We start from the raw sequence: 23,954 nt of genomic DNA, 5'->3' as shown, positions 1-23,954 counted from the left end.
GCCAGCGGAAGACCAATCTTCCAGCTGCTGCCTTGCCGCCAGCCGCTTCTGCCGAGCCACCGCAGCGTCTCCTCCATCCGCCAGTCCGCCCCCGACGCGAGCAGCAGGGGAATGTCGCCGCGGGCGAATTCCGCCTCGGCTCCCTCATACGCTCCACTGCCCATATCGAGAACAACGTACCGGAAGCGGGAGGTTAATCCCTCCAGAACGCCATCCTCCGGACGTTTCCAGCAATGGATGCCGCCAAGCTCCAGGGGACCTTCCGCTTCCCCGGATGGGACACGCCGCCCGGAGGCTTCGGCTAATGACCTGATCCGCCCATAGACAGGCGATGCCGGATCATAATCGACCCAGGCCACGGAGCCGAAGCGGGCCAGCAAGCGCGCAGCCGCCAGCGACGTGTGTGTGACGCCGATACCGGAGGCCGTTCCCATGAGCGAAACGATACGCGCTTGGCTTGGAGCTGGCGGCGCTGGCTTAACCGGCGCTTGCGGCCTTGATCCGGCGGGTGAAGAGCCGGCCTTGGCGCCCTCCAGCGCCCGCAGCACCTCCTCCGCGCTGCCGTAGCGGTCCTCCGGCCTTGGCCGAAGCAACCGCCGCAGCACGGGAACCAGCGTACCCGGAAGGCGTCCCTCCAGCCTGCCCTCCATTCCGGCGGCCCATTCGCTGTACTTGCCCCCGGTGGCCAGGTACAGCAGCAGCGCCCCCAATCCGTACAGGTCGGAGCGGTGATCGCTCTGGCCGCCTCCGTACTGCTCCGGAGCAGCGAATCCGACCGTGCCCAGCTTGACTGTATCCTCGCCCGCGCCGCCCCGGTGCCTGCGCGCGATCCCGAAATCGATCAGCACCAGCCCTTTGTCCGGAGCCAGCATAATGTTCGAGGGCTTCAGGTCGCGGTAGACGATAGGCGGGCGGTGCTCATGAAGATACTGCAGCACCTCCAGCAGCTGCTTCGCGAACAAGAGTATAGTGTCACCCGGAATTTTTCCGCCAACGGAATCCATATAACGGTTGAGAGTAACGCCTTCGATATAGTCCATGACGAGATAGGCGTAGCCGTCTTCATCCGGCGGAAAAAAGTCAACAACTCTTGGAAGCCTGCCGTGGTCCAGCGAGATCAGCAGCTCCGCTTCGGCCTGTACATTTCCATAATCCTGATTATCCGCCACACACTCTTTAATGGCCCAGCGCTTGCCGGGCAGACGCAAATCCTCGCCTAAATGCACATGGCTGCTTCCTCCCGAACCGATGATGCCTCTGACGGCGTATCGGCCGCCCAGGATGTCCCCGGGTCCCAGCTTTGATTTATAGCGCATTTCAGTTCCCTCCGCCTCAAAATATAAACAAAAAAAGCCCCCCGCTTCGGCAAGCCGCGACATTCGCGTCTTCCTTCGGCGGGATGCTTTCCCGTAAAGTTCATAAGTAAGATATAGCATTAATATTTAATCATATAAAGGGTAATCTCGTCCCGGTTATGGAACAGCTGCTTGGCCCGCTGGACTTGCATTCGCTCGGCTTCAAACATGGCCGTAATCTCCCGAATCAGCGCCAGCGGCTTCTTGTACATCAGCTTCACGGTGACGACCGCGGTGCCGCCGGGTGCCAGGCTGTACAGCAGTCCCGTCACCAGCTTGGCCATCAGCTTCGGACTCCAGCTCATGTCACAGACGAGCAGATCAAATTCATTCTCCTTGAATTTGACCTCCCCGGCATTTTTGCGCAGCACCTTAAGAGCGGGATGATCCTTCAGCGATTCATGCATGCGCGCCGGATCGACCGCCGTCACCACAAGGCCCCGCTCCAGCAGAAAGGACGTCCAGCCGCCGGGCGCCGCCCCGATGTCGAGCGCGCGCCGGAAGCTGCCGAACGGAATGCCAAGCTCCTTCTCCGCTTCCATCAGCTTGAATTTGGCCCGCGAAATTTGACCGTCCTCGCGCCGGAAACGAATCGCTCCGCCGTTCCAGTCGGACAAGTTGTCTTCGGGACGGGACACTCCGGCGTACAGCGCACCCGCAGCCGCATACACCGAAACGATCCAGGCCGGACTCTGCACGGTAAATTCGGCTGCCGCGCCTTCAAGCCGCGCTTGCAGCCATTCCCGCAGCTCCCCCGGGCTGTCATGCCAGAACGAATCGTCGGTCTTGCGCACCTGAATGGCGATCCGTTCTCCCTGAAGCTCGCTTCGGCGGCCTAAATAGACCGCCAGCCGCTCCAGCGCTTCGCTTCCGCCTTCATCCTGGAGCTGAACCGGCTGGATATGGCGCAGGAAGATCGGCGGGTTCTCCGCAAGACGCCGCGCCACATCCTCCGGCTCCGCCTGAAGCGTAGCCAGGAAGATTTCTCCCGGGAGGAGCAGCGTGCTCTTGACGGAGCCAAACAGGCGGCGCAGTTCCTCCTGGGCATAGGGGGCAAAGCCGTGATTGGCGGTGCAAATGTATCGCGAAACCGTCCCGCTTGCTTCCGGAGACGGGCGTTGTTCAATGATTGGGTTAAACTCGTTCAAATGGATGATCCTCCACGTTTTATTTTTATCCAGGGGCGTTCTTCCTCCCATTCGATCTCCACGGGAAGCTCATAGGCGGCGAGCATCATCTCTCCGGTCAGCACTTCTTTCTTCGGCCCCGCCCCGGCTAGCCTGCCTTCACGGATCAGCGCCACATGGGTGAACAGCGGCACAATCTCCTCGACATGGTGCGTGACGTACACGACAGTTACATCCCGCCGATTCAGCTTGTCCACCTCGGCCAGCATTTTCTCCCGCTCGTAGAGATCCAGGCCCGCGCACGGCTCATCCATAATGAGCAGCTTCGGGTCCGCCATCAGGCAGCGCGCCAGCATCGCCTTCTTGCGTTCCCCCTGCGACAGTGTGCCCAGCGGGTGGTCCGCCAGGCGGCCCATATTCATGTCTTCCAGCAGCGCAATCGCTCTGGCCTTGATCTCCTCTGGAATCTGCTGGTAAAAGCGCAGGTAGGCGTATGCTCCCGTGGCCACAACCTCCCATACGGAATCGCGAAGCGTCAGCTTCTCCATCAGCGAAGGCCCAATGTAGCCGATTTCCTTGCGTACTTCGCGCAAATCCACCTGGCCGTAGGTGTGCCCGAGCACCTTGACCGCGCCGCTGCTTGGGAACATGTAGCCGGTCATCATCTCAAGCAGGGTCGTCTTGCCCGAACCGTTGCGTCCGAGAATCACCCAATTCTCGCCCTCTTTAATATCCAGCGATACATCGTCAAGGATCAGGCTCTGCTCCCTGCGGAGGGTAATATGCTCCAAAGAAATCATCATCTATTCACACTCCTTATGTATTCCAGCACACGCTCCACCGAAGCCAGCGCATAATGGATGCGGGGCGGACGGTCACGCTCTGCGTTAAATACAAGCAGCGCCGGTACGCTGGCGATACGGTACTGCCTGACAATGCCCGGGAGAAGATTGATGTTGCCCGTTATCAGTTCATAATCCCGGGGAAGCAGGTGTCCGGCGACATCCAGCATTCGGCGGGCGGCCTTGCATGTGCCACAGAAGGGCGTCTCCAGGAAGACGGCAAGGTGCGCCCCGCTTCGGCCGATCGCTTCCAGCAGTTCGCGTTCATTCAGTTCCTTCATGGTGCAGACACTTCCGAAGCGATTTCACGAAGCTTCTTAGCCGGCATCGGCCCGTTATGGAGCGCCGTTTCCTCCGGCAAGGCCGGGTACAGAAGCTCGAACATTTCTTTTCTGCCTTGTGAACTTGAGGTGTGCAGATAAATCTCCCTGGGGAACAGCCCTTCCAGAACGATGGCTTTGGCTACAAATCCACCGTTGTCGTCCGCCGGGCCCATGTCATAGTCGAGCGAAAGTACGCCGACCTCACACTCGCGCAGCAGCAGCAGACACTCCTCCGTCGTTCTCGCAAGCGCAAATTCTTGGGGAGCCCGCCTGTAATCGTCCATATAGACATTAATCATCCGTTCATCGCCCCTTTTTACGCCTCGAACCACGACAGCACCGCCGCGATTTCATCCTTATGCGTGCCGTCGGCGCCCTTTTCGGTTTCCAGAATCGCCGGTTTGCCGAGGAAAGGCTCCGATGCCAGCAGCTCCTTTAAACCCTTTTCGCCAACTAGCCCCCTGCCAATCCCGGCGTGCCTGTCCCGCTTGGAGGCAAAAGAATGCCGGGAATCGTTGAGATGGACGGCAGCCAAATGAGGCCAGTAATCCAGCCTAAAGCCGACTTCCAGCAAATCGCCGCTGCGCTCCGGATTCCATACCCCTGCCGCAAAAGCATGGCATGTATCGAAGCAGAACCCGATTTTTTCCGGATACCGGCTCAGCTCGCGGATCTTGACCAGTTCCTCCAGCGTCGTTCCCTCGAAGCCGCCGTTTCCCGCCTGGTTCTCGATAAGCAGCTTGGCCGTCCCCGTCCAGGACAGAAGCGTTTCATTTATACATTGTATAATATTTTGATAGCCTTGTAACGGCGGCAGCTTCTGAAAATGCCCGAAATGCACAACGACACCCAGCGACCCGCAGCCTTCCGCGATTTCCAGATCATTGAGCAGCGACCGTACCATCACCGCCCTGCCCGGCTCATCCGTGTCTCCGGCGGCAAGATTGGTTGGATAGGGCGTATGGGCGACGGACAGCATCCCCCTCTCCCGGCAAACCGACGCGCACTCTCCCGCATCCCTCAGATCGACGGCTTTAAGCTGAAGGCTCCGGGGATTTTTCGGAAAATATTGAAAGCAGCCCGCGCCGGCCTTCCATGCCGCTCTTGCAGCCTGAGCGTAGCCGCCCCTGATGCTGACATGCGCCCCGATACGGGGCTTAGTGTTCATGCTGGCATTCCGGACAGTAGAACACTTTGCGGCTGGAAATTTCCGTCTTGACGATCGTTCCCCCGCAGCGCTCACAAGTCTCGCCTTCGCGGTCGTATACCTTGCACCGGTCATTATAGCTTCCCGTAAGCGTATCCCCCGCCATAAAAGGCATCTCCATATAGCCTCCGGCTTCCGACGCCTCGCTCAGCACCTTGCGGACCGCAGCGTATAACCGGGTTATCGATTCCGGGGACAGTCCCTGAACGGAAGCTGTCGGCAGCAGAGCCGCTTCGAAGGCGATTTCGTCGGCATAGCAGTTGCCGATCCCGGCAAACACCTGCTGGTTCACCAGCAGACTCTTGATCGCGCCGCGCCGGCCCTTCAGCAGCTCGGCGAACCGCTCCCCGTTCATCCGCCGGTCCAGCAGCTCCGGACCCAGCTTCGCGAGAGCCGCCTCGGTCTCCTTGACGGATAACAGATGCAGATAGCCCAGCCTCAGCCCGATAAAGAACAATATCTTGTCTCCAAAGGCAATCTCCACCTGCGTGCTGCGGCCTGGGCGCTCTTCCTCCGTCCCGTAAAACAGCAGTCCTCCCAGCATCAGATGCAGGAGCAGCCGGCGGCCGTCATTCAAATGGAACACCAGATGCTTCCCTCTGCGTTCCACAAATACGATGCGCGCGCCGACAAGTCGCCCGGCGAGGACCTCCGGCTCCACATTGATTGATTTCTCCCTGTTAACCGTCACTCCGGTGATCGGCAAATTGACGACATGCTCCGAGAGCAGCCTGCGGTAGTTCTCCATTTCCGGAAATTCCGGCATGATTCATCGTCCTCTCCTATTGTGAAATGCAGCTCTGCCCTTATAAACCAAGCAGCTCGCGCAGATCAGCCAGATTACTGCAAATAAAATCCGGAGATACTCCGGTCAACTCCTTGTAATGCTCCAGATTGTCCCCGGTTGTCACGCCGGTCAGCATAAGAACCGTCCGGCAGCCCGCATTCGCTCCCGCGGCGATGTCCGTTCTCATATTATCGCCCACAACGATGGCGTCTTTGGCATCAATCCCAAGCCGCGAGGTGGCGTAGTTCATCAAATGGCGGTGCGGCTTGCCGATAATCACCGGCTTTACGCCGCTGGCGGCTTCGATCGCCGCTCCCAGCGTACCCGCTCCGGGCATCATGCCGTCGTCCGATGGGAGCATCAGATCCGGATTCGTCAGCACGAAGGCCGCTCCCCCGGAAATCCAGCGCGCCGCCCGGGTCAGAGAATCGTATGTAAACGAACGGTCAATGCCTTGGACGACGTACTGCGGCGATTCGGTGACGATATGAAGACCGGCTTCCTCGCAAGCGCAGCGAAGTCCCTCTTCTCCAAGTATCGCCACCGCCGCACCGGGAGATTCTTCGGCAATATATTTTGCCGCCGCCAGCGAGGAAGTGCAGATTTCCCGCTCCTTCGCTTCAATCCCCATCGCGCCGAGATGAGCGGCCACACTTGCAGGCGTGCGCGACGAGTTGTTGGTCACGAACAGAAACGGAATCCCTTTCGCTCTCAGTCCGGCAATCAGCTCATCGGCTCCCGGAATCATAATGCCGCCATGATACAGCGTCCCGTCCAGATCCAGAAGCAGGCCTTGTATATGATCGATCATTTCCCCTCATGTCCTCCCCGCTTTATCCTAGATAATATATCAAATTTGAGATATTTTCCCCCATGCTTTGCGCGCCTGGATGCTTCTAAAAGTCGAACGGCATCGAACCCCCGGCGGCAGCGGCATTTTATGACGGTCTCCTGTCATTTCCTGCGCTTTCCCGGAAAATAATTTGATTTCCCCGTCAATTTCCCGTCTTTCGTTCCACCGGATACAGGCGAAACTCCTCGGCGAGCAGCGTACCGGGGAATACAGAGCGCGCCTCTTCCAGCAGCGGAAGAAGCTCATCCATTGAGCCGTATCTGGAACTGAAATGCGTCAGCACCAGTTGGCGGGCGTTTGCTTCCTTCGCAATTTCGGCGGCCTGAACCGTCGTGCTGTGATGGTAGTCCCAGGCCATCTTGGCCAGCTCATGGCCAAAGGTCGCCTCATGAATCAGCAGATCGGCCTCCCTTGCAAGCGCAGTGGAATTTCCGCAGGGTCTGGTGTCCCCAAGCACAGTGACGATCCGGCCGCGTTTGGGTTCGCTGAGGACATCTGCGGCGGCAATCGTTATTCCTTCCTCCGTGGTCACATCCAGGCCGCTCTTCAGCACGCCATACAAAGGACCGGGTTTAAGACCGTAAGCTTTAAGCCGCTGTGCATCCAGGCTGCCCGGCCGGTCCTTTTCCGTGACGCGGTAGCCGTAGCTGTCTATCCGGTGGTCCAGAAGATCCGATTCCACTTTAAAGCTCTCGTCTTCAAAGATAAGCCCGCCGGTATGCTCGACCACTTCGAGCTTGTACGGAACCCGGGACTGGCTGACGGACAGCGAAATATCGAGATACGCCCTGAGCCCCGGCGGACCGTACACGGTTAGAGGGGCGGTTCCTCCCTGATACCCCCTGCTGCTCAGCAGCCCGGGAAGTCCAAAGAGATGATCGCCGTGAAGGTGGGTAATGAACAGCTTCTCCAGCTTGCCAAGCCGCAGCGGGGAACGAAGGATCTGATGCTGTGTTCCCTCTCCGCAGTCGAACATCCAGAAGCTTCGGCGCTCCTCAAGCAGCCGCAGGGCGACCGAGGTTACATTCCGCTGCAGCGTGGGAATACCGGCGTTCGTGCCCAAAAAATAAATCTCCATCTCACTCCTCCTTTCCTCTTTCTGATCTTGCTCTTCCAGGCGGGCCTTGACGATCTTCCAGCAAAAAGCCTCCCGTAACCGGGAGGCTGGCATAACGGGACGTTCCCTTAACTGCTATTCTGTCCAAAAGCTCATGCTTTCTCAACATTAAAGTACTGCGCTTCAGGATGGGCGAAGACCATAGCAGATACGGATGCCTCCGGCTCCATCATAAATCCTTCCGTCAATTGGACTCCAATATCCTCAGGCGACATCAGCTTGAACAGCGGCCCTTGATCCTCCAGATCCGGGCAGGCCGGGTAGCCGAAGGAGACGCGGATGCCCTGATAGCGGGCGCCATGTCTCTGCTTCATGGTCATATCCGCCGGATCGGGGAAGCCCCAGGTATCCCGCATCATATGATGGACACGTTCAGCCAACCCTTCCGCGATCTCAAGAGCCAGCGCCTGCAGCGCATGGGAGCGGAGATAGTCGCCCTTGTTCTTCAATTCCTCTGACTGCTCCCGGATTCCTTGTCCCGCCGTCACCACGAGGAATCCGACATAGTCCATGATTCCGCTGTCCACCGGCTTGAGAAAATCGGACAGGCAAAGGTAAGGCTCAACCTGCTGACGTGGAAAAGTAAAGGTATGCAGCACCTTCCCTGTATCCTGCGGATCATAGATCAGGATATCGTTGCCTCTGGATTGGGCCGGGAAGAAGCGGTACATCGCATGCGGCCGGATGGTTCCATTCACTGTCGCTTCAAGCAGCAGCCCGTCCACCGTTTCCTTAAGCTCCACTGCCCGGGGCTCGCCCGCGGCCAGTTGCGCCTCAACCGATCCTCTAAGCCCCAAATGATGCCCAAGCAGCATTTGCATGTTCACGTAAGGGACGATATGGCCGAGCGGGTAATTGCGCAGAACATGCCGCTCCAGGTCCGGCGGAATATAGACTGGCGCATCCTGCGAAATATTCGAGCGTACCGCTCTTGTAAGCTTCGGAAGCTCCGGTTTCGCAGGTGCGGCTGCAGCCGCCTCGCTCTCCTCCCGCATCTCCTCGGCCAGCTTGGCCCGTTCCTGCGGATTCATCAGCTTGTTCGCAAGATCCAGTCCGTCCATGGCGTCCTTGGCGTACAGCACGAGTCCGTCATATTCCGGACGGATGCGCGTCTTGGTGAACTTGCGGGTCAGCGCGGCGCCTCCGACCATAATCGGCACATCTATACCCGCCGTCCGCAAATCCTGCGCCGTCAGGACCATCTGCTGAGCCGATTTAACGAGCAGCCCGGACAGACCGATCGCATCGGCCTTTTCCCGTCGATACGCTTCGATGATCGTCTCCGGCGGTACCTTGATCCCCAGATTGATGATCTCATAGCCGTTGTTCGACAGGATAATCTCGACCAGGTTTTTGCCAATGTCATGCACATCGCCCTTGACGGTGGCGAGCAGAATCCTGCCCTTCACCGAGGTCTCGTTCTTTTGCATGAACTGTTCCAGATGGGCGACTGATGCCTTCATCACTTCAGCGCTTTGCAGCACCTCCGCAACGATGAGTTCATTGTTGTTGAACAGCCTCCCGACCTCGGACATTCCGTTCATGAGCGGCCCGTTAATAATCTCAAGCGCACCATATTGGGTCAGCGCCTCGTCAAGATCGGGAATCAGCCCGTCCTTGCTGCCCTCCACCACATAGGAAGCCAGGCGTTCCTCCAGCGTCAGATTGGAGATCTTCTCCTTCTTCTCCACCTTCTTGCCACGGAAAGCGGCGACAAAGTCGGCAAGCGTCTCATCATTTGTATTGTAAATCAGCTCTTCGGCCAAACGGCGCTCTTCCTCGGGAATCGAGGCGTACCGCTCCACCTTCTCCGTGTTGACGATCGCGTAATCCAGCCCCGCCTTCGTGCACTCATAGAGGAAGACCGAATTCAGCACCTCCCGGCCCGCCTCCGGCAGTCCGAACGACACGTTGCTGATTCCAAGCACCGTATGAACCCCAGGCAGGGCTTCCTTAATCAGACGGATACCGTCGATCGTTTCCTTGGCCGAGCCGATATACTGTTCGTCACCGGTTCCGACAGGAAACACCAGCGTATCGAATATCAAGTCCTCCGGCGCCAAGCCGTACTTGCCCACCAGAAGATCATAAGAGCGTCTGGCTACGGCCAGCTTGTCCTCCGCCTTGATAGCCTGGCCGCTCTCGTCGATGGTTCCGACGACGACCGCCGCGCCGTACTTGTGAATCAGCGGCGTGACATGCTCAAATTTTTCTTCACCATCTTCAAGATTAATGGAGTTAATGATCGCTTTTCCCTGACTGTACTGCAAAGCCAGATCAATCACCTTCGGATCGGTCGTATCAATCATAAGCGGAACCTTGACCTTTTTCACGACCAACTCCAGAAATTGTTCCATATCCTCCGCTTCATCACGGTCGGGGTCCTGAACGCATACGTCCACGACCTGCGCACCGCTCTTCACCTGGGCGCGCGCAATCTCCGACGCCTCCTCGTACTTGCCTTCGACGATGAGACGCTTGAATTTGCGCGAGCCGAGCACATTCGTCCGTTCGCCGATCATATACGGCCGGTTATCCTGTTCAATGTACACAGGCTCAATTCCGGATAATGCCGGGGAATGGCTTCCGTTCAGGGGACGCGGCGGATATTCCGCCAGCATTTCCGCCATCGCCCGGATATGCGCCGGCGTCGTGCCGCAGCAGCCGCCAGCAATGTTGAGCCAGCCCTTCTCGGCGAAAGCCGCGACCTTGCGGGCCAGCGACTCCGGCGACTCATGGTAATTGCCGTTCTCGTCCGGCAGACCCGCATTCGGATAGCAGCTGACCGCCGCAGAGGCCATCTCCGACAATGAACGGATATGGTCGCGCATGAATTCCGGTCCGGTGGCGCAGTTGAGGCCGACGGATAACGGCTTCAAGTGCTCCAGGGAAATATAGAAAGCCTCGATATTCTGCCCGGCCAGCGTCGTGCCCATTGGCTCGATCGTCCCCGATATCATAATCGGGAGCGTGATCCCGGTCTTTTCAAACGCGTTTCGGATACCGATGCTGCCCGCTTTTACATTCAGGGTATCCTGCGAGGTTTCAAGCAGCAGGGCATCCACGCCGCCTTCGATCAAGGCAACCGCCTGCTCTTCATAGCTCTCCATCAGCTGGCTGAACGTTAATCCGCCCGTAACGGACAGTGTCTTGGTGGTCGGCCCCATTGCCCCCACGACATAACGCGGACGCTCCGGGGAATCGTATTTATCTACAGCTTCCCTGGCGATCGCCGCTGCGACGAGATTGATTTCGCGCGCTCTTTGGGGAATATCGTAATCGGCAAGCACAACCGAGGTTGCCCCGAACGTGTTCGTCTCGATCAAATCAGCGCCGGCTTCCAGGTAAGCCTCATGAATATTTCGAATGACTTCGGGTCTGGTCAGCACGAGCATCTCGTTGCAGCCCTCAAGCTCGTCTCCGCCAAAATCCTCCCCGGTCAAAGGAACCTGCTGTATCATGGTGCCCATGGCACCGTCAAAAATCAGAATGCGCTGTTCCAGCGCTTCTGCAAGTGTAGGTTTAGCCACTTTCCAATCCCTCCAGTAAAACATTAGAGTAAGTTTAGCAGAATAAAGGGAATTCGGAAAGTCTCCCGCCATTGATCATCGCCTAACGGTCAATGACCGGGTCGGCATCGAATGCTGCGTTCGGGCAGTGACATGCAAGGTCACGCTGTAGCTTCCAGCCTCCGTCAGCATTCCTTCAGCAGTATAATTCCCCTTGCCAGCCGGCTTCCCGGCAAGCTCAAGCTTTTTTGACACATCCGCAGTATTTACAATTTCAAACCGTACTACTTCAGCATCCTCAATGGCCTCGCCGCCCCGAGTCACTCTGGCTTCAAAGGTTATTTCTTGCTTAGCCTTCGGTTCTGGCGGACTCCAGGAAAGCTCGACCTTGATCGGCTCCATTGACATGCCGGACATATTCGTGCCGGAATGACCATTTCCCCCGGAAGAGCAGCCTGTCAGTGCCCCGGCGATAATCAGGAATAATAGAACCCTTTTTGCGAATGGTCCAGACATATACAGCCCTCCCGGGGTGGCCTCTGTATCCTACGGTATGTTAATTACATCCTGCGTTAATCTTGCGTTAAGTCTGCCTCTCTTATTATACATGGATTGACGGTCTTTGGTAGACCAAGGCACACCCTTTTACTCATAAAGTGAGAAATTTCTCACATTCCCTGCTCAAGCATCCATATTAAAAGACCGATACCCTTTCCTGCAGGATACCGGCCTTGAAATGGAACGGATATTTTAGAGAGATTGAACCAACGGAAGCAGCTCCGACAAATGCTTGATCTCATAATGAGGCTTGATTTCCGGATCGGATGGTTTGTCGGTACGATTGATCCACACGGTTGTAAGTCCCGCCGCTAATCCGCCGCGAATGTCTGTCGTGAGCTTGTCCCCGACCATAATCCCCTGCTCCGGAGCGATATCCAGCAGCTTCAGCGCATGCTCGAAAATCGCCACATCCGGCTTGCCCTTCCCAAATGTCCCGGAGATGACAATATGATCAAAGAAAGGTATCAGTTCAGGCACGCCATCCAGCTTCTCCCGCTGAAGAGCCGGGCAGCCGTTGGTCAGCAGCAACAGCTTCACCTGCCCGCGAAGCGCAGCCAGAATTTCGAGCGTCTCTTCATACATGTATGGACGGCTGCGGCGTTCCGAGGCAAAGCGCGCAGCGAGTGTCTCCGCCAGGCTCTCATCCTCAATTCCCACGGCCGCAAGTCCTCGGCGCCAGGATTCCTTCCGGTAAATTGGAGCAAGCTGCTCCAGCTTCCGGAACTGCTCCTGCTCTCCGGCTGTAAAATTCGCCCACAACGCTTCAAACGGATTAATTCCAATCATTTGCGTAAAAGGAAAGGTCTCGTAAGACTCATAAAGACTTCTCGCTTCCCGTCTGACTGCGGCTTCCAGTTCTTTCGGGTCCACGCCATCGCCCGCCGCTTTGCAGGCGTATTCAAAAGCTTCCTCAATGCTTCGCTCATCCCAAAGTAAAGTATCGTCCAAATCAAACAGTACGGCGGCAATCGACATTCCATTTCTCCCTCTCTGTAATTAACTTTGCAATTGCTGTTCTATTTGTGCTCCACAGGAACACGATTCAGTTGACCAAAGCTCTCCATCCGCTCTCCCATGACGGCCGTGTCGTAACGGTTAAGCAACCTTGAGAACATCCAGCGTCCGCGCTTGGCTTTGGGTACAATGCTGATGGAGCCGCGGGATATGATAATTTTCTCAATGTCCGCCGCGTCCAGGAACCTTTGGCGATTAAACTTGAAGGTAGACACCCGCGCTCGCTCGACCTTTAAATAAGGACGACGAAAAAAAATCATTGCCGCCAGCGCAAAATAAAGCACAATGCCAATCCAATTCATGACCTGGCTGTTCTGGCTGCCGGAAGAAGTGTCGAACTGGCCAATTGTCCAGTACAGAGCCCCCAGCGCCGCAAGCAGTACAGGGAAAACAATATTGCGTCCCTTGTAGATGTCGGCTTGACCGGCTGAGGATGAAGAATGGATAGAGCCCTTCCCCTCTTTTTTTCTTCTCTTGTTGACCTGCTGCGTGTTGCGTTGAACCATTCTTTCCCAAGAACGGGCCATTTCATTTCCCCCTAGTCTTCCTGAAATATCTATGAAAGACGGCTTCAGCCGCCTTGTTCATTTATTTCCCGTTGTCGTCCACAATTTCAATCGACTCCAATTGAGCCCGGAAATTACGGCGGACATTACCCAGATAAATCTCCCGAAGCTTGGCCCGTTCAGCCAATTCCTCTTCGTTAAGTCCGACGCTCTTATGTTTGCGCGCCAGCTCGTTTATGCGATTAACCAGTTCATCTATATTCAAAACATTCCCTCCTAATTGAAGCATGTCTGTTCATCCCGGTTGTGAACAGTCTAAATTCATTCTAACTTTGCCATGAGAAAAAGAGCTTGTCAAGGCGACTCCCCTGAAAGCTCATCTGTGTGGATTGCCCCCGGATTCTTCCGGTTTGTTTAATTCGGCAAATTGCCATTGCCATACGCTCACTTGTTAGCCTAAAGGCTATCCCTTGTCCTAAGACGATTCATCCCACATCTAAAGAAGTGGGCTTTCTCGCCTACTTGCTGTAAACGGGAATTGACAAGATGTCACCGGCCTGAATATCGGAACTGTTCAAATGGTTATATCGCTTGATAGCATCAATGTATACGACTGTTCTCATATCGGAAGACTTGTTCTTAACCGCAATGCTCCACAGTGTATCGCCCGGCTCCACAACAATCCGCTTCTCCTGCTTGGGCGAAGATACAGAACTGGCAAACACCTGGCTTACCACAGTAAATCCGGAAATAATCAGAAGAAACACAATCACCAGCTTAAAAATATCTTGCAGTGTCAATATGCCACGAGCCTTCCCGATCATCGCTTTTATATTCTTTTCAGACGGATTCATATAGTCAGAAATAGAGCTCCGGCATGCCGAGGGACTCCCCGGTGTCTCATTATAAATGCTGCGGTATGTGCTGTATTTCAACATCTATCATCAACCTCCAAACACTTGTTCTTACTTGCACACATAATATAGCACGAACATGTGTTTTGATCAAGAGGTTTTTCGAACAATTGTTCCCTTTTGTTTTTAGAACTTATGTTTGTGCGAACGGTAGTTCTATGTTATAATTTTCCCAAACATTACTAGATGAGGTGTATTCCAATGTCAAAGATTTCGAGTCGCCAGTTGGCGATCCTGGAATTTATACGTAACGAAGTTCGCAGCAAGGGCTATCCGCCTTCCGTTCGGGAAATTGGAGAAGCGGTCGGTCTGGCATCCAGTTCCACCGTGCACGGGCATCTTGACCGCCTGGAGAAGAAGGGACTTATCCGCCGCGATCCCACGAAACCGCGTGCCATTGAACTGCTCGGTCAGGAAGATTCCGAGAATGTCCAGCAATTCGTGCAGACTGTTGCCCGGGTACCGGTTGTAGGCAAGGTAACGGCCGGCGTCCCTATCACCGCAACAGAGAATATTGAGGATTATTTCCCCCTTCCCACCCATTACGTGGGAGATAACAAGGTCTTCATGCTTTCCGTTATGGGCGACAGCATGATCGAGGCCGGCATCATGAACGGAGATTATGTCATTGTCCGTCAACAGCAGACCGCCGATAACGGCGACATTGTAGTGGCTATGACGGAAGATGATGAAGCTACCGTCAAGACCTTCTATAAGGAGCGCGACCACATCCGCCTCCAGCCTGAGAATCCGACCTATGAGCCGCTGCGGCTTAACCGGGTGACTATTTTGGGTAAAGTGATTGGGTTGTTCAGAGACATCCATTGACAGGTTCCAGCAACAAAGAGGCGGCCCGGTAAGTGGGACCGCCTCTTTGGAGTTTAATAATTAACTGATTTCGAACGGCATATGGGCTTCCTGCATATTTTATTCCGTAAAGGAGTGCTGATCATATGCCTAATTACCGGATCATTGTCGATTTATCCCAGCGCATGCTGTATCTTCTGGACAACAATAAAGTCGTGCGGGGCTTCCCCGTGGGAATTGGCAAAATGCTGACCCAGACTCCCGCCGGCGAGTATACCATCGTTAATAAGCAGGCCAACCCGGGCGGACCGTTCGGCGCATTCTGGATGGGTCTGTCCAAGCCGCATTACGGCATACACGGAACGAACAATCCCGCGTCGATCGGCCACCAGGTTTCCCACGGGTGTATCCGGATGCATAACGCCGACGTTCTCGAACTGGCCCGAACCGTCCCGCTTCATACGAGAGTGACTATACGTGAATGAATAATAAAACCAACCGAAAAATCGGCGGTTTTATTATGCTTAATGTCATCTGTACAATTGGCCGGGCTGATGCTCCGGAACGGATTGATAGATCTGCTGCATGGCATTGATCGCTTCATTGGATGCCATAATTACAGGATACAGGCCCTTCCGCGCCATATACTGCCAGACTTCGAAGGCTTGATGAGAACACATCCGGAATGCATCCTCCAGAAAGGCGCGCAGCTGAGGGGTTGAGCATTCAAAAGCGGACCAAGCATACTCGCGTCCTGCGCGCTTTAAGGTCAGCAAATATGAAGTTGCAATTGCACGGTCATCCAACTGTTGAAGCTGGACTTTGGGCTCCATGGGTGGATACTGGATTGAAGGCATGGAGACTGCGGCGCTCATCTGCAGGCTTGGAACATTAAGAGTATCAGCCGAATACGAACGGTTCGCATATTCCACCTTCATATTATAATCCTGAACATGAACCGCATAATGACGGGCAATCATGTCTCTCAGTTCAGGATCTTTCGCCTGACTCAGAAACAGGGCCATACTTTGAATCGAGTTCGTACAGCTAAGCAGGAGTTCATTCAATTCGTGTGCTTCATGTGAGCCCAGTGGCATATAAATACGTCTCCTTTTTTGGAAATTCACTTATGTCAAAATCAGACTTTTCATCAGTAATGTTACTGGCAAAAGTAAACAAAAAAGATAAAACTTTTGGGGCAGGATTTTATGGGCTAAGCTTTAACAAGTTCAGGCCGTTTCACATGCAGTGGGGGAGGAACAAGCCAGCCCTTTTCCTTGCTCATCTTTAAAATCCGAACACCTAACGCCGCCTTGGTGAGGTGGTATTTGGCGAATAAAGCCCCAATATCTTCCCTGATGCTCTGTCCCATGATCTGACTGCAAGCAACTAATCCAGTCGCATTGTCTGCGGCTATTCTTGCGGCAATCTCCGGATCTGTAAATCTGGCGCCGACAGGAATATCCTCTAGCTTGGCCTGTGATCGGTCTGGCATATTCGGGGCAGTGGCAATTCCGTTATTCTTGAGCAATTCATCGCATTCACTGATTTCGAGCTCTGCCTGATCGATAAGATCCCCCAATATTTTTTTCAAATCCTTGTCTCCTGCGTGTATTAAAAATGCCCGGTAAAAAGACACTGCGCCCTTGGCCACCATCGAACTCTGCCATACACTATAAATCTCCCCATAATGCATGGGTTCATCCTTAGGGTTACCACTTAAAATTCCCATTAGTTAATCCTCCCTTTTCTTTATTTTCATTCCGCTGACTATTATGCTCGCTGATACAAAAATAAATGTAACGCAAATATTGGATACGAAATTAAGAAAAGAGCCATTCTCCTGAGCCGCATTTCCTGGCGACAAAAGCAAAAAAAAACCCGGCGCTTACAGCGCCAAGGGCTTCGTTTCTTAGTACAGCGTGATGTATTGATTTCTTTCCCAGTCATGCACTTGCGTGCGGTAGATATCCCATTCAATTTCCTTGAGTTCATAGAAATGGGCCAGGGCGTGTTCGCCAAGAGCATCGGTGATTACAGGGTTGCGGATCAGCTCGCCCAATGCTTCCTTAAGATCCGCCGGCAGACTCGGGATGCCTTCCTCAATGCGCTCTTCTTCGGACATAATGTAGATGTTGCGGTCAATCGGAGCAGGAAGATCAAGCTGACGCTTGATGCCGTCCAGACCCGCCTTCAGCATGACCGCCAGAGCCAGATACGGATTGGCCGCAGGGTCAGGGTTCCGGACCTCTATGCGCGTGCTCAGCCCTCTGGAAGCCGGGATGCGGATCATCGGGCTGCGGTTGCTCGCCGACCAGGCGACATAACAAGGCGCTTCATAGCCGGGAACCAGACGCTTATACGAGTTCACCGTAGGGTTCGTGATTGCGGCGAGTGCCCGCGCATGCTTCAGCAGACCAGCCATGTAGCTGCGGCCCGTGTCGCTAAGGCCGAGTTCATCCTTTTCATCGTAGAAGGTGTTCTCGCTGCCTTTAAACAGCGATTGGTGGCAATGCATACCCGAGCCGTTCATACCGAACATAGGCTTGGGCATGAAAGTGGCATGCAGCCCATGCTGGCGGGCAACCGTCTTCACAACCAGCTTGAACGTCTGGATCTGGTCGGCCGCCTTGATCGCATCGGCATACTTAAAATCGATTTCATGCTGTCCATAAGCAACCTCATGGTGCGAAGCTTCGATTTCGAAGCCCATTTCTTCAAGCGTCAAGACGATCTCGCGGCGGCAGTTCTCGCCAAGGTCCATCGGAGCCAGGTCGAAATAGCCCCCTTGATCGTTAAGCTCCGTCGTCGGGTTGCCCTTCTCATCGGTCTGGAACAGGAAAAATTCCGGCTCCGGTCCGACGTTCATGGAAGTAAAGCCCATTTCCTTCGCTTCTTTAAGGCAGCGCTTTAAAATGCCACGGGGATCGCCTGCAAACGGAGTTCCGTCCGGCATATAGACATCACAAATAAGACGGGCAACACGGTCTTCGGCCACCCACGGAAAGATTACCCAAGTGTCGAGATCGGGATATAAATACATATCGGATTCTTCGATGCGGACATAGCCTTCGATGGAAGAGCCATCAAACATCATTTTATTGTCCAGCGCCTTCTCCAGTTGGCTGACGGGAATTTCCACGTTCTTGACCGCACCAAGCAGGTCGGTAAACTGGAGGCGAATGAACCGGACATTCTCTTCCTTGGCAATGCGCAAAATATCTTCTTTAGAAAAGCTCACTATACCCTCTCCCTTTCGCGCTTCTGTATGTTATTTATTGAAAAACCGGGATAACTCCCCTTGAATGAGAGATACTTGCCCCGGTCTTTTCCCGGAAACCAACTCCTGCTTGAGCAGCCTGTGGAGCTGGGAATCGGACAGCTCGCGCCGCCGGACTTCCGTATCGGGGGTAATGACGGTAGCTTCTTCGGATTCCTTCGATACCGGGTTCATAACCTGCTTGATGCCGGCAATATTGACCCCTTTTTCAATCAAAGCTTTGATTTCGAGCAAGCGCTCCACATCGTTAAAAGAGAATAATCGCTGGTTGCCCGAGGTGCGCGCCGGAACAATCAGACTATGCTGCTCATAATAGCGGATTTGCCGCGCGGACAAATCGGTAAGCTTCATTACAATTCCTATTGGAAATAACGCCATATTTCTGCGGATTTCATCACCCATGACTCATCCAACCTTCCAATGATCTTTTTCTCATCTCATTGTACATTTCCGGCTATGACGTGTCAATGACATGTGAGATATACTCACAGGATTATTCTGATAAACTCACAATAATTTGCGATTCCGCATACTCTGCAGCGCCATCAGCACGCCGTACTTGACATGCGAATAGGTTAATCCCCCCTGCATATATCCGATGTACGGCGCTCGAATCGGGGCATCCGCCGACAGCTCCAGACTGCCTCCCTGGATAAAAGTTCCCGCAGCCATAATGACCGGATGCTCATAGCCGGGCATGTCCCAAGGCTCGGGAACAGCGTGGCTGTCCACCGCGGCCGCCCGCTGGATTCCCTGAACGAAGGCGATCAAATGCTCGGGTCCGTCAAAAGAGATGGCCTGTATCAGATCGGTCCGCTGCTCCTGCCACGCAGGCTTGGTGCGGAACCCGCAGCGTTCAAAAACGGCTGCCGCAAAGACGCTTCCTTTAAGCGCTTGTCCAACCGTGTGGGGTGCCATGAACAGTCCCTGATAAAGCCCTCTGGTCGTCCCCAGCATGGCTCCTACCTCGCCGCCGATACCCGGCGCAGTAAGCCGGTAAGCCGCCAGCTCCACCAGATCCCTTCTGCCGCAGATATATCCCCCGGTCTCGGCAATGCCGCCGCCGGGGTTCTTGATCAACGAGCCGGCCATCAGATCGACGCCGACCTGGGCCGGCTCCATCTCCTCCGTAAATTCGCCGTAGCAGTTATCGACAAAAACGACAGCGTCCGGCGCCAATTCCTTGACTTTGGCCGTCATCTCCCCGATCTGTTTTACCGTAAAGGAAGAGCGCCAGTCATAGCCCCGGGACCGCTGGATGCCGATCATCTTCGTCCGGGGCGTCAAAGTCCGCGCAACCTCTTCCCAGTCAATTTCACCTTCTTCGGTAAGCGCCGTTTCCCGGTAGGCAATGCCGAAATCCGCCAGAGAACCTGTTCCGTCCCCCGGCTTGCCAATTACTTTATGTAAAGTGTCATAAGGGCGCCCCGTGATGTACAGCAGCTCGTCCCCAGGCCGGAGCACGCCGAACAGCGCAGTGGATATCGTATGCGTTCCCGAAGCAAAATGAGGACGCACCAGCGCGGCTTCCGCGCCGAATACATCCGCATATACCAGATCAAGCACCTCCCGTCCCCTGTCATTGTAGGCATAGCCCGTCGAACCGGCAAAATGAAAATCGCTGACCTGGTGCTTCTGGAAAGCTTCGATCACCTTCCACTGATTAAGGTCTACAATCCGGTCGAGGGCCCTGACCGCCTCTTGAATTTCCGCTTCCGCCGCTTCCGCCGCTTGTAAAATATCTTCTGCAAATCCTGCCATTACGTCTGTCTCTCCTTACATGCACTTCCCATGATTATAACAATAAGCGGCAGAAGGCTGTCGCTTATACATCTCAAAAATAGGCTGCTAATGTTAATCAAACGATAATATCCCCGAGAATTGAACTATTTCGGAGCACTGAGGTCTTGCCGTTGTCAGCTCTGGCCTGCCTGATCCGCAAATTCAGCCAGCATGTAGCCCCATTTCTCGTAGTCATCCTTGTTTACCCGCACATTGTAAAGGATGTCGTCCTCCTCAAAGGACTGATCCAGCACATCCCCCACTCTATACAGCAGCGAGGACAAATCGCCCCGGCTGGACGGAATTCGGAAGGTTAGCGTATCACCGGCCAGTTCATTCTGGATCGTGTCCGCAATCCGGGCCAGATCCTCCGGATTAAACGCGCTGACCTTCAGGTAGCCCGGACCTCCCGGCAGCATCTCCAGCTGCTCCCGGCTGCAGAGATCGCTCTTGTTGAACAGCATGATCTGCGGCTTTCCCGCCGCGCCAAGCTCCTCCAGAATAGACTGCACAACCTCTATTTGTTCATCCCGCATCGGAGAAGAAGCGTCAACCACATGAAGCACCAAATTCGCCTCATTGACCTCCTCAAGCGTCGCGCGGAACGAGGCAACCAGATCATGGGGAAGATTCTGGATGAACCCTACTGTATCCGTCAGCACGACGCTCTTGCCGCCGGGCAGTTCAAGCAACCGCGAGGTCGGGTCCAGCGTGGCAAACAGCTGGTTCTCGATATAGACGTCGGCATCGGTTAACTGCTTGAGCAGTGTGGATTTGCCGGCATTCGTATAGCCGACAAGAGCCACCTGCACCACTCCGCTCTTGCGGCGCCGTTCGCGGTGAAGACTCCGGGTCTTCACCACTTCGTCAAGCTGGCGCTTCAGCTCACCGATCCGGTCCCGGATATGACGGCGGTCCGTCTCCAGCTTGCTCTCCCCCGGCCCTCTTGTGCCAATCCCGCCGCCCAGCCGGGACAGATTCTTCCCGTGTCCCGACAGGCGCGGCAGCAGGTAGGATAGCTGGGCCAGCTCTACCTGAATAATACCCTCGCGGGTCTTCGCCCGGCCGGCAAAGATATCCAGAATGAGCTGGGTGCGATCAATGATCTTCAGATCCAGAGCTTCCTCCAGATTGCGCACCTGGGCGCCCGACAGCTCCTGATCGAAAATCGCGGTGTTGGCGCCGAGTCCATCCGCTGCCATACGGAGCTCCTCGACCTTGCCTTTGCCGATGAACCATTTCGAATCCGGCGTTTCCTTATTCTGGCGCAGCACTTCAAGCACTTCAACGCCTGCGGTTTCCGCCAGCTGCACCAGCTCCTGGAGCGAATATTCGGGATCGATTCCCGTCCGTTTGACCTGATCGGTAACAAGGCTTACCAGAATCGCCCGGTCCTGTATTTCCAAATTTGTCTCATGCGTCGTAGTCGCCATATGCATTCTCCTTTTGCGAAATATAAGAACTTATTTGCCGTGCGCATATCATTGTCCTTATATTTTTACGAGAGCTGATCCGTTCATAGCCGCCAGCTTCACAGTTTAAAATCTTCGATCCGCAGGGTCATAAGCTCCTGCTTGCCCGGACTGTTATGCTCATATTGGTTAAGCAGCCTTACCGCCTGGCTTCGGACCGCTTTTTCAATCGCGTTGCGCACATACCGCGCATTGCTGAAGGCATGCGGGCTCTCGTCTTTTTCCTGTATCAAATGCTGCTTTAATTTGAGTATCGCCTGCGGCATCAAAATATAGTCACGCTCCTTCGCCATCAGCTCGGCGATTTGCAGAAGCTGGTCTGTAGTATAATCCGGGAACTCGACCTGGATCGGAAAGCGGGAAGGCAGGCCCGGATTGCTCATCAGAAAATAATCGATTTCACTGGAATAGCCCGCCAGAATAAGCACGAACTGGCTGCGATGGTCTTCCATCGCTTTGACAAGCGTATCGATCGCTTCTTTTCCAAAGTCCTTGTCGCCGCCCCGGGCAAGACTGTACGCCTCGTCGATGAACAAAATGCCGCCAAGCGCCTTTTTGACGAGATCACGGGTCTTCTGCGCGGTATGCCCGATATATTCGCCTACAAGATCGGCACGCTCCACCTCGATAAGATGTCCTTTGGTCAACACGCCCATCCGTTGAAAGAGCTTGGCGACGATTCGCGCCACGGTTGTCTTGCCGGTACCCGGGTTTCCTTTAAATACCATGTGATACGCCTGGCCGCCGCTTGCCAGACCCGCTTCACTGCGCATTTGGGCAACCTGAAGCAGCGCGTATATCTCGAATACAAGTTCCTTAATATTGTCCAGACCTACCAGCGCGTCCAACTCTCCGCCGATCTCCTGGAACAGACCGATTTGGGCACTGTTTCTGGAAGAAGCCGATTCGCTGATCGCCGATGTTCCGCTGACAGCCGGCGTCTCGTGGTTTCGCAGCACGATATTGATTTGCCGCGATGGTCTGCCTTCATCCCGCCCGCTTGAAGCTGCGCTGCGTATGTTCATGGGTTCACCTCATTATTTAGGGCTGAGTATTCTACTCAAGTCTATTCCCGAGGTCCAGGCGTTATTAGCAGATTCGGCATTTTCCTGCTCCAGTGCTCAAAACATCTGCTGAAGCTTCCATTTCGTATAGGCCAATATTTCCCTTGTCTTATACTTTGCCATAGACATTGTCTGTGATTCGGTCAGTCCCAGCTCCGGCCCCGAATACCCAAGCGCTTCGGCAATTTCCAACGCTCTGCGGCCGTGGAAGGTATGCGTCACAACGACCGCCGTGCCCCAGCCTTCCCGCTGCATGATTTCCCGGCTGAACAGGAGATTCTCATAGGTCGAGGTCGCTTTATTCTCCTCGGCGATCGCGCTCTCCGGCACGCCCCGGGAGACGAGATAATTGCGCATTCCCTGGCCCTCCGTATACCGGTACCCCGGCTGATCCAGCCCGCCCGTCACCACAAAATGGGAAAAAGCTCCCTGCCGGTACAGCTTCAGCCCATAGTCAAGCCGCTCCTTGAGTCCGGGACTGGGCTCATCGCCCCACATCGCCATACCGAGAATAATACCGGCATACGCCTTCTCCATGGGGGAGGTCGTCTTTGCCTGATTGATGATGATAAGCACATATGCGCTCCAGATGACACCCGCAATCAGCAGAAGGGTAATCGCATACGCTGCAATCCGCTTGAATCGCCATTTCCGTCGGCCCGTCACACCACGAATCGGCGACCAGTCTCCAACATACCTTTCCATCTAAAATTTCCTCCTGAATTCCCCATGATGAAACAGCTCGGCGCGATGCTTTAGCGACAGGGTGAAAAAAGGGAAGGCGTGCGCGTCAATACTTTGCATTATCCTCCTGGCGGTGCTCCAGGCCAAATTGTAATCGCTGTCTGAAATATCTCCCCGTTCAAGCGCCTCTTCAAGCTCATCTTCGTCCAGCAAGAATACTTCGCCGTTCCACAGCACCACCACATCCAGGTACAAATCGTCAAACCAGGGCACCCCCTGATCTGTTACTCCCTGAACTTTGCAGGTGTCGATATACCACTGGATAATATTTTGCCTTTCATCGAACATCGCCGTAACAATATAATGACTGTCCTTTGGAAAATACTGCAGCCACGAATAGCCCTTGTCCGCAATGCGGTATGTATGCCGGCCATAGCTTTTCCAGAGCGGCTCCTTCAATCCGTAAATCGTGTAAAGGGTGATGTATCCGCTGAATTCCCGGCTTTCCACATAGCGGCAAGCAAACCCGCGGCGCGTAATCCGGCGCCAGTTGGCCCGGTCTCCGAATTTACGTTTCATATAAATAACCCTTTCCATTATGGTGTCTTCAGCTTACCACATTTAGGAGTCGCACTCAAAACCTTGCGGGATAAAAAGAAAAGCTCCGGCAACCCGGACCAACCGCTGCTAACGGAAGATCCGGGCTGCCGGAGCTGCATTTCCTGGGCGAAGCCCGGCTATTGCGCCGGA

The 23,954-nt window shown here is 54.7% G+C and carries 26 protein-coding genes; 2 read left to right on the top strand and 24 right to left on the bottom strand.

The window, feature by feature from the left end:
• The 15 genes from L692_RS0125700 to yneA all read right to left on the bottom strand — a co-directional run.
• Window positions 1-1,316, bottom strand: a 1,316-nt coding sequence (locus L692_RS0125700) for a serine/threonine protein kinase (RefSeq protein WP_025702759.1), incomplete at its 3' end; no start/stop codon positions are given.
• Between the two features lie 119 nt (window positions 1,317-1,435).
• Window positions 1,436-2,503 (bottom strand): SAM-dependent methyltransferase, encoded by a 1,068-nt coding sequence (locus L692_RS0125695; RefSeq protein ID WP_025702758.1) that lies wholly within the window; start codon window positions 2,501-2,503, stop codon window positions 1,436-1,438.
• Window positions 2,500-3,282 carry an ABC transporter ATP-binding protein gene (locus L692_RS0125690; protein WP_025702757.1) on the bottom strand — a complete coding sequence of 261 codons (783 nt, stop codon included), beginning with the start codon at window positions 3,280-3,282 and terminating at the stop codon, window positions 2,500-2,502. Before L692_RS0125690 ends, L692_RS0125695 begins: the two co-directional genes overlap by 4 nt.
• Entirely contained in the window at window positions 3,282-3,605 is a 324-nt protein-coding gene (locus L692_RS0125685; RefSeq protein WP_025702756.1) for a thioredoxin family protein, read from the bottom strand. Before L692_RS0125685 ends, L692_RS0125690 begins: the two co-directional genes overlap by 1 nt.
• Entirely contained in the window at window positions 3,602-3,946 is a 345-nt protein-coding gene (locus L692_RS0125680; protein WP_025702755.1) for a cyclic-phosphate processing receiver domain-containing protein, read from the bottom strand. The genes L692_RS0125685 and L692_RS0125680 overlap by 4 nt, the downstream gene beginning before the upstream one ends.
• Window positions 3,947-3,963: 17 nt before the next feature.
• Window positions 3,964-4,815 (bottom strand): deoxyribonuclease IV, encoded by an 852-nt coding sequence (locus L692_RS0125675; protein WP_025702754.1) that lies wholly within the window; start codon window positions 4,813-4,815, stop codon window positions 3,964-3,966.
• Window positions 4,805-5,620, bottom strand: coding sequence for an Fpg/Nei family DNA glycosylase (locus tag L692_RS0125670; protein ID WP_025702753.1), 816 nt, complete (start codon window positions 5,618-5,620; stop codon window positions 4,805-4,807). Before L692_RS0125670 ends, L692_RS0125675 begins: the two co-directional genes overlap by 11 nt.
• Window positions 5,621-5,660: 40 nt before the next feature.
• The gene (locus L692_RS0125665; protein WP_198027834.1) at window positions 5,661-6,452 is read right to left on the bottom strand and encodes a TIGR01457 family HAD-type hydrolase; all 792 of its coding nucleotides are present in this window, start codon (window positions 6,450-6,452) and stop codon (window positions 5,661-5,663) included.
• 184 nt (window positions 6,453-6,636) lie between these two features.
• Window positions 6,637-7,572 (bottom strand): ribonuclease Z, encoded by a 936-nt coding sequence (gene rnz / locus L692_RS0125660; protein ID WP_025702751.1) that lies wholly within the window; start codon window positions 7,570-7,572, stop codon window positions 6,637-6,639.
• 131 nt (window positions 7,573-7,703) lie between these two features.
• The gene (metH, locus tag L692_RS0125655; protein WP_025702750.1) at window positions 7,704-11,141 is read right to left on the bottom strand and encodes a methionine synthase; all 3,438 of its coding nucleotides are present in this window, start codon (window positions 11,139-11,141) and stop codon (window positions 7,704-7,706) included.
• 75 nt (window positions 11,142-11,216) lie between these two features.
• Entirely contained in the window at window positions 11,217-11,636 is a 420-nt protein-coding gene (locus tag L692_RS30250; protein ID WP_025702749.1) for a FixH family protein, read from the bottom strand.
• A 234-nt stretch (window positions 11,637-11,870) separates the two neighbouring features.
• On the bottom strand, window positions 11,871-12,656 hold the full coding sequence (locus L692_RS0125645; RefSeq protein WP_025702748.1) for an HAD family hydrolase: 786 nt from the start codon (window positions 12,654-12,656) through the stop codon (window positions 11,871-11,873).
• A gap of 41 nt (window positions 12,657-12,697) precedes the next feature.
• On the bottom strand, window positions 12,698-13,222 hold the full coding sequence (locus L692_RS0125640) for a hypothetical protein (protein ID WP_025702747.1): 525 nt from the start codon (window positions 13,220-13,222) through the stop codon (window positions 12,698-12,700).
• Window positions 13,223-13,283: 61 nt separating this feature from the next.
• On the bottom strand, window positions 13,284-13,466 hold the full coding sequence (locus L692_RS0125635) for a DUF896 domain-containing protein (protein ID WP_025702746.1): 183 nt from the start codon (window positions 13,464-13,466) through the stop codon (window positions 13,284-13,286).
• Between the two features lie 253 nt (window positions 13,467-13,719).
• Complete coding sequence (yneA, locus tag L692_RS30885) at window positions 13,720-14,139, bottom strand: cell division suppressor protein YneA (protein ID WP_025702745.1); 420 nt, start codon at window positions 14,137-14,139, stop codon at window positions 13,720-13,722.
• A gap of 177 nt (window positions 14,140-14,316) precedes the next feature.
• Between yneA and lexA the strand changes: the two genes are divergently transcribed.
• Both lexA and L692_RS0125620 read left to right on the top strand, forming a co-directional pair.
• On the top strand, window positions 14,317-14,943 hold the full coding sequence (gene lexA / locus L692_RS0125625; RefSeq protein WP_025702744.1) for a transcriptional repressor LexA: 627 nt from the start codon (window positions 14,317-14,319) through the stop codon (window positions 14,941-14,943).
• A gap of 125 nt (window positions 14,944-15,068) precedes the next feature.
• Window positions 15,069-15,407 (top strand): L,D-transpeptidase, encoded by a 339-nt coding sequence (locus L692_RS0125620; RefSeq protein WP_025702743.1) that lies wholly within the window; start codon window positions 15,069-15,071, stop codon window positions 15,405-15,407.
• A gap of 45 nt (window positions 15,408-15,452) precedes the next feature.
• Here the strand turns inward: L692_RS0125620 and L692_RS0125615 are convergent, their stop codons facing one another.
• The 9 genes from L692_RS0125615 to L692_RS0125575 all read right to left on the bottom strand — a co-directional run bounded on the left by L692_RS0125615 (window position 15,453) and on the right by L692_RS0125575 (window position 23,783).
• The gene (locus L692_RS0125615) at window positions 15,453-16,019 is read right to left on the bottom strand and encodes a spore coat protein (RefSeq protein ID WP_025702742.1); all 567 of its coding nucleotides are present in this window, start codon (window positions 16,017-16,019) and stop codon (window positions 15,453-15,455) included.
• 116 nt (window positions 16,020-16,135) lie between these two features.
• Entirely contained in the window at window positions 16,136-16,654 is a 519-nt protein-coding gene (locus L692_RS0125610) for a DUF3231 family protein (RefSeq protein WP_025702741.1), read from the bottom strand.
• 180 nt (window positions 16,655-16,834) lie between these two features.
• On the bottom strand, window positions 16,835-18,163 hold the full coding sequence (gene glnA, locus L692_RS0125605; RefSeq protein WP_025702740.1) for a type I glutamate--ammonia ligase: 1,329 nt from the start codon (window positions 18,161-18,163) through the stop codon (window positions 16,835-16,837).
• Window positions 18,164-18,193: 30 nt separating this feature from the next.
• Window positions 18,194-18,604 carry a MerR family transcriptional regulator gene (locus L692_RS0125600; protein WP_019910684.1) on the bottom strand — a complete coding sequence of 137 codons (411 nt, stop codon included), beginning with the start codon at window positions 18,602-18,604 and terminating at the stop codon, window positions 18,194-18,196.
• Between the two features lie 105 nt (window positions 18,605-18,709).
• Window positions 18,710-19,963, bottom strand: coding sequence for a methionine gamma-lyase family protein (locus L692_RS0125595; protein ID WP_025702739.1), 1,254 nt, complete (start codon window positions 19,961-19,963; stop codon window positions 18,710-18,712).
• 155 nt (window positions 19,964-20,118) lie between these two features.
• On the bottom strand, window positions 20,119-21,417 hold the full coding sequence (gene hflX, locus L692_RS0125590) for a GTPase HflX (RefSeq protein WP_025702738.1): 1,299 nt from the start codon (window positions 21,415-21,417) through the stop codon (window positions 20,119-20,121).
• Window positions 21,418-21,515: 98 nt separating this feature from the next.
• A complete protein-coding gene (locus L692_RS30240) occupies window positions 21,516-22,481 on the bottom strand; it encodes an AAA family ATPase (RefSeq protein ID WP_036725626.1) in 966 nt (321 codons plus the stop codon).
• Window positions 22,482-22,577: 96 nt separating this feature from the next.
• On the bottom strand, window positions 22,578-23,225 hold the full coding sequence (locus tag L692_RS30235) for a YdcF family protein (RefSeq protein WP_036725625.1): 648 nt from the start codon (window positions 23,223-23,225) through the stop codon (window positions 22,578-22,580).
• Window positions 23,226-23,783: a ribonuclease FAU-1 family protein gene (locus L692_RS0125575; protein ID WP_025702737.1), complete on the bottom strand. Its 558-nt coding sequence runs from the start codon at window positions 23,781-23,783 to the stop codon at window positions 23,226-23,228.
• Window positions 23,784-23,954 lie beyond the last annotated feature (171 nt).

The organism is Paenibacillus forsythiae T98, assembly GCF_000520735.1.
In the GTDB taxonomy this organism is placed as follows: Bacteria; Bacillota; Bacilli; order Paenibacillales; family Paenibacillaceae; genus Paenibacillus_AQ; species Paenibacillus_AQ forsythiae.
This window is presented reverse-complemented; position numbering and strand designations above follow the sequence as displayed.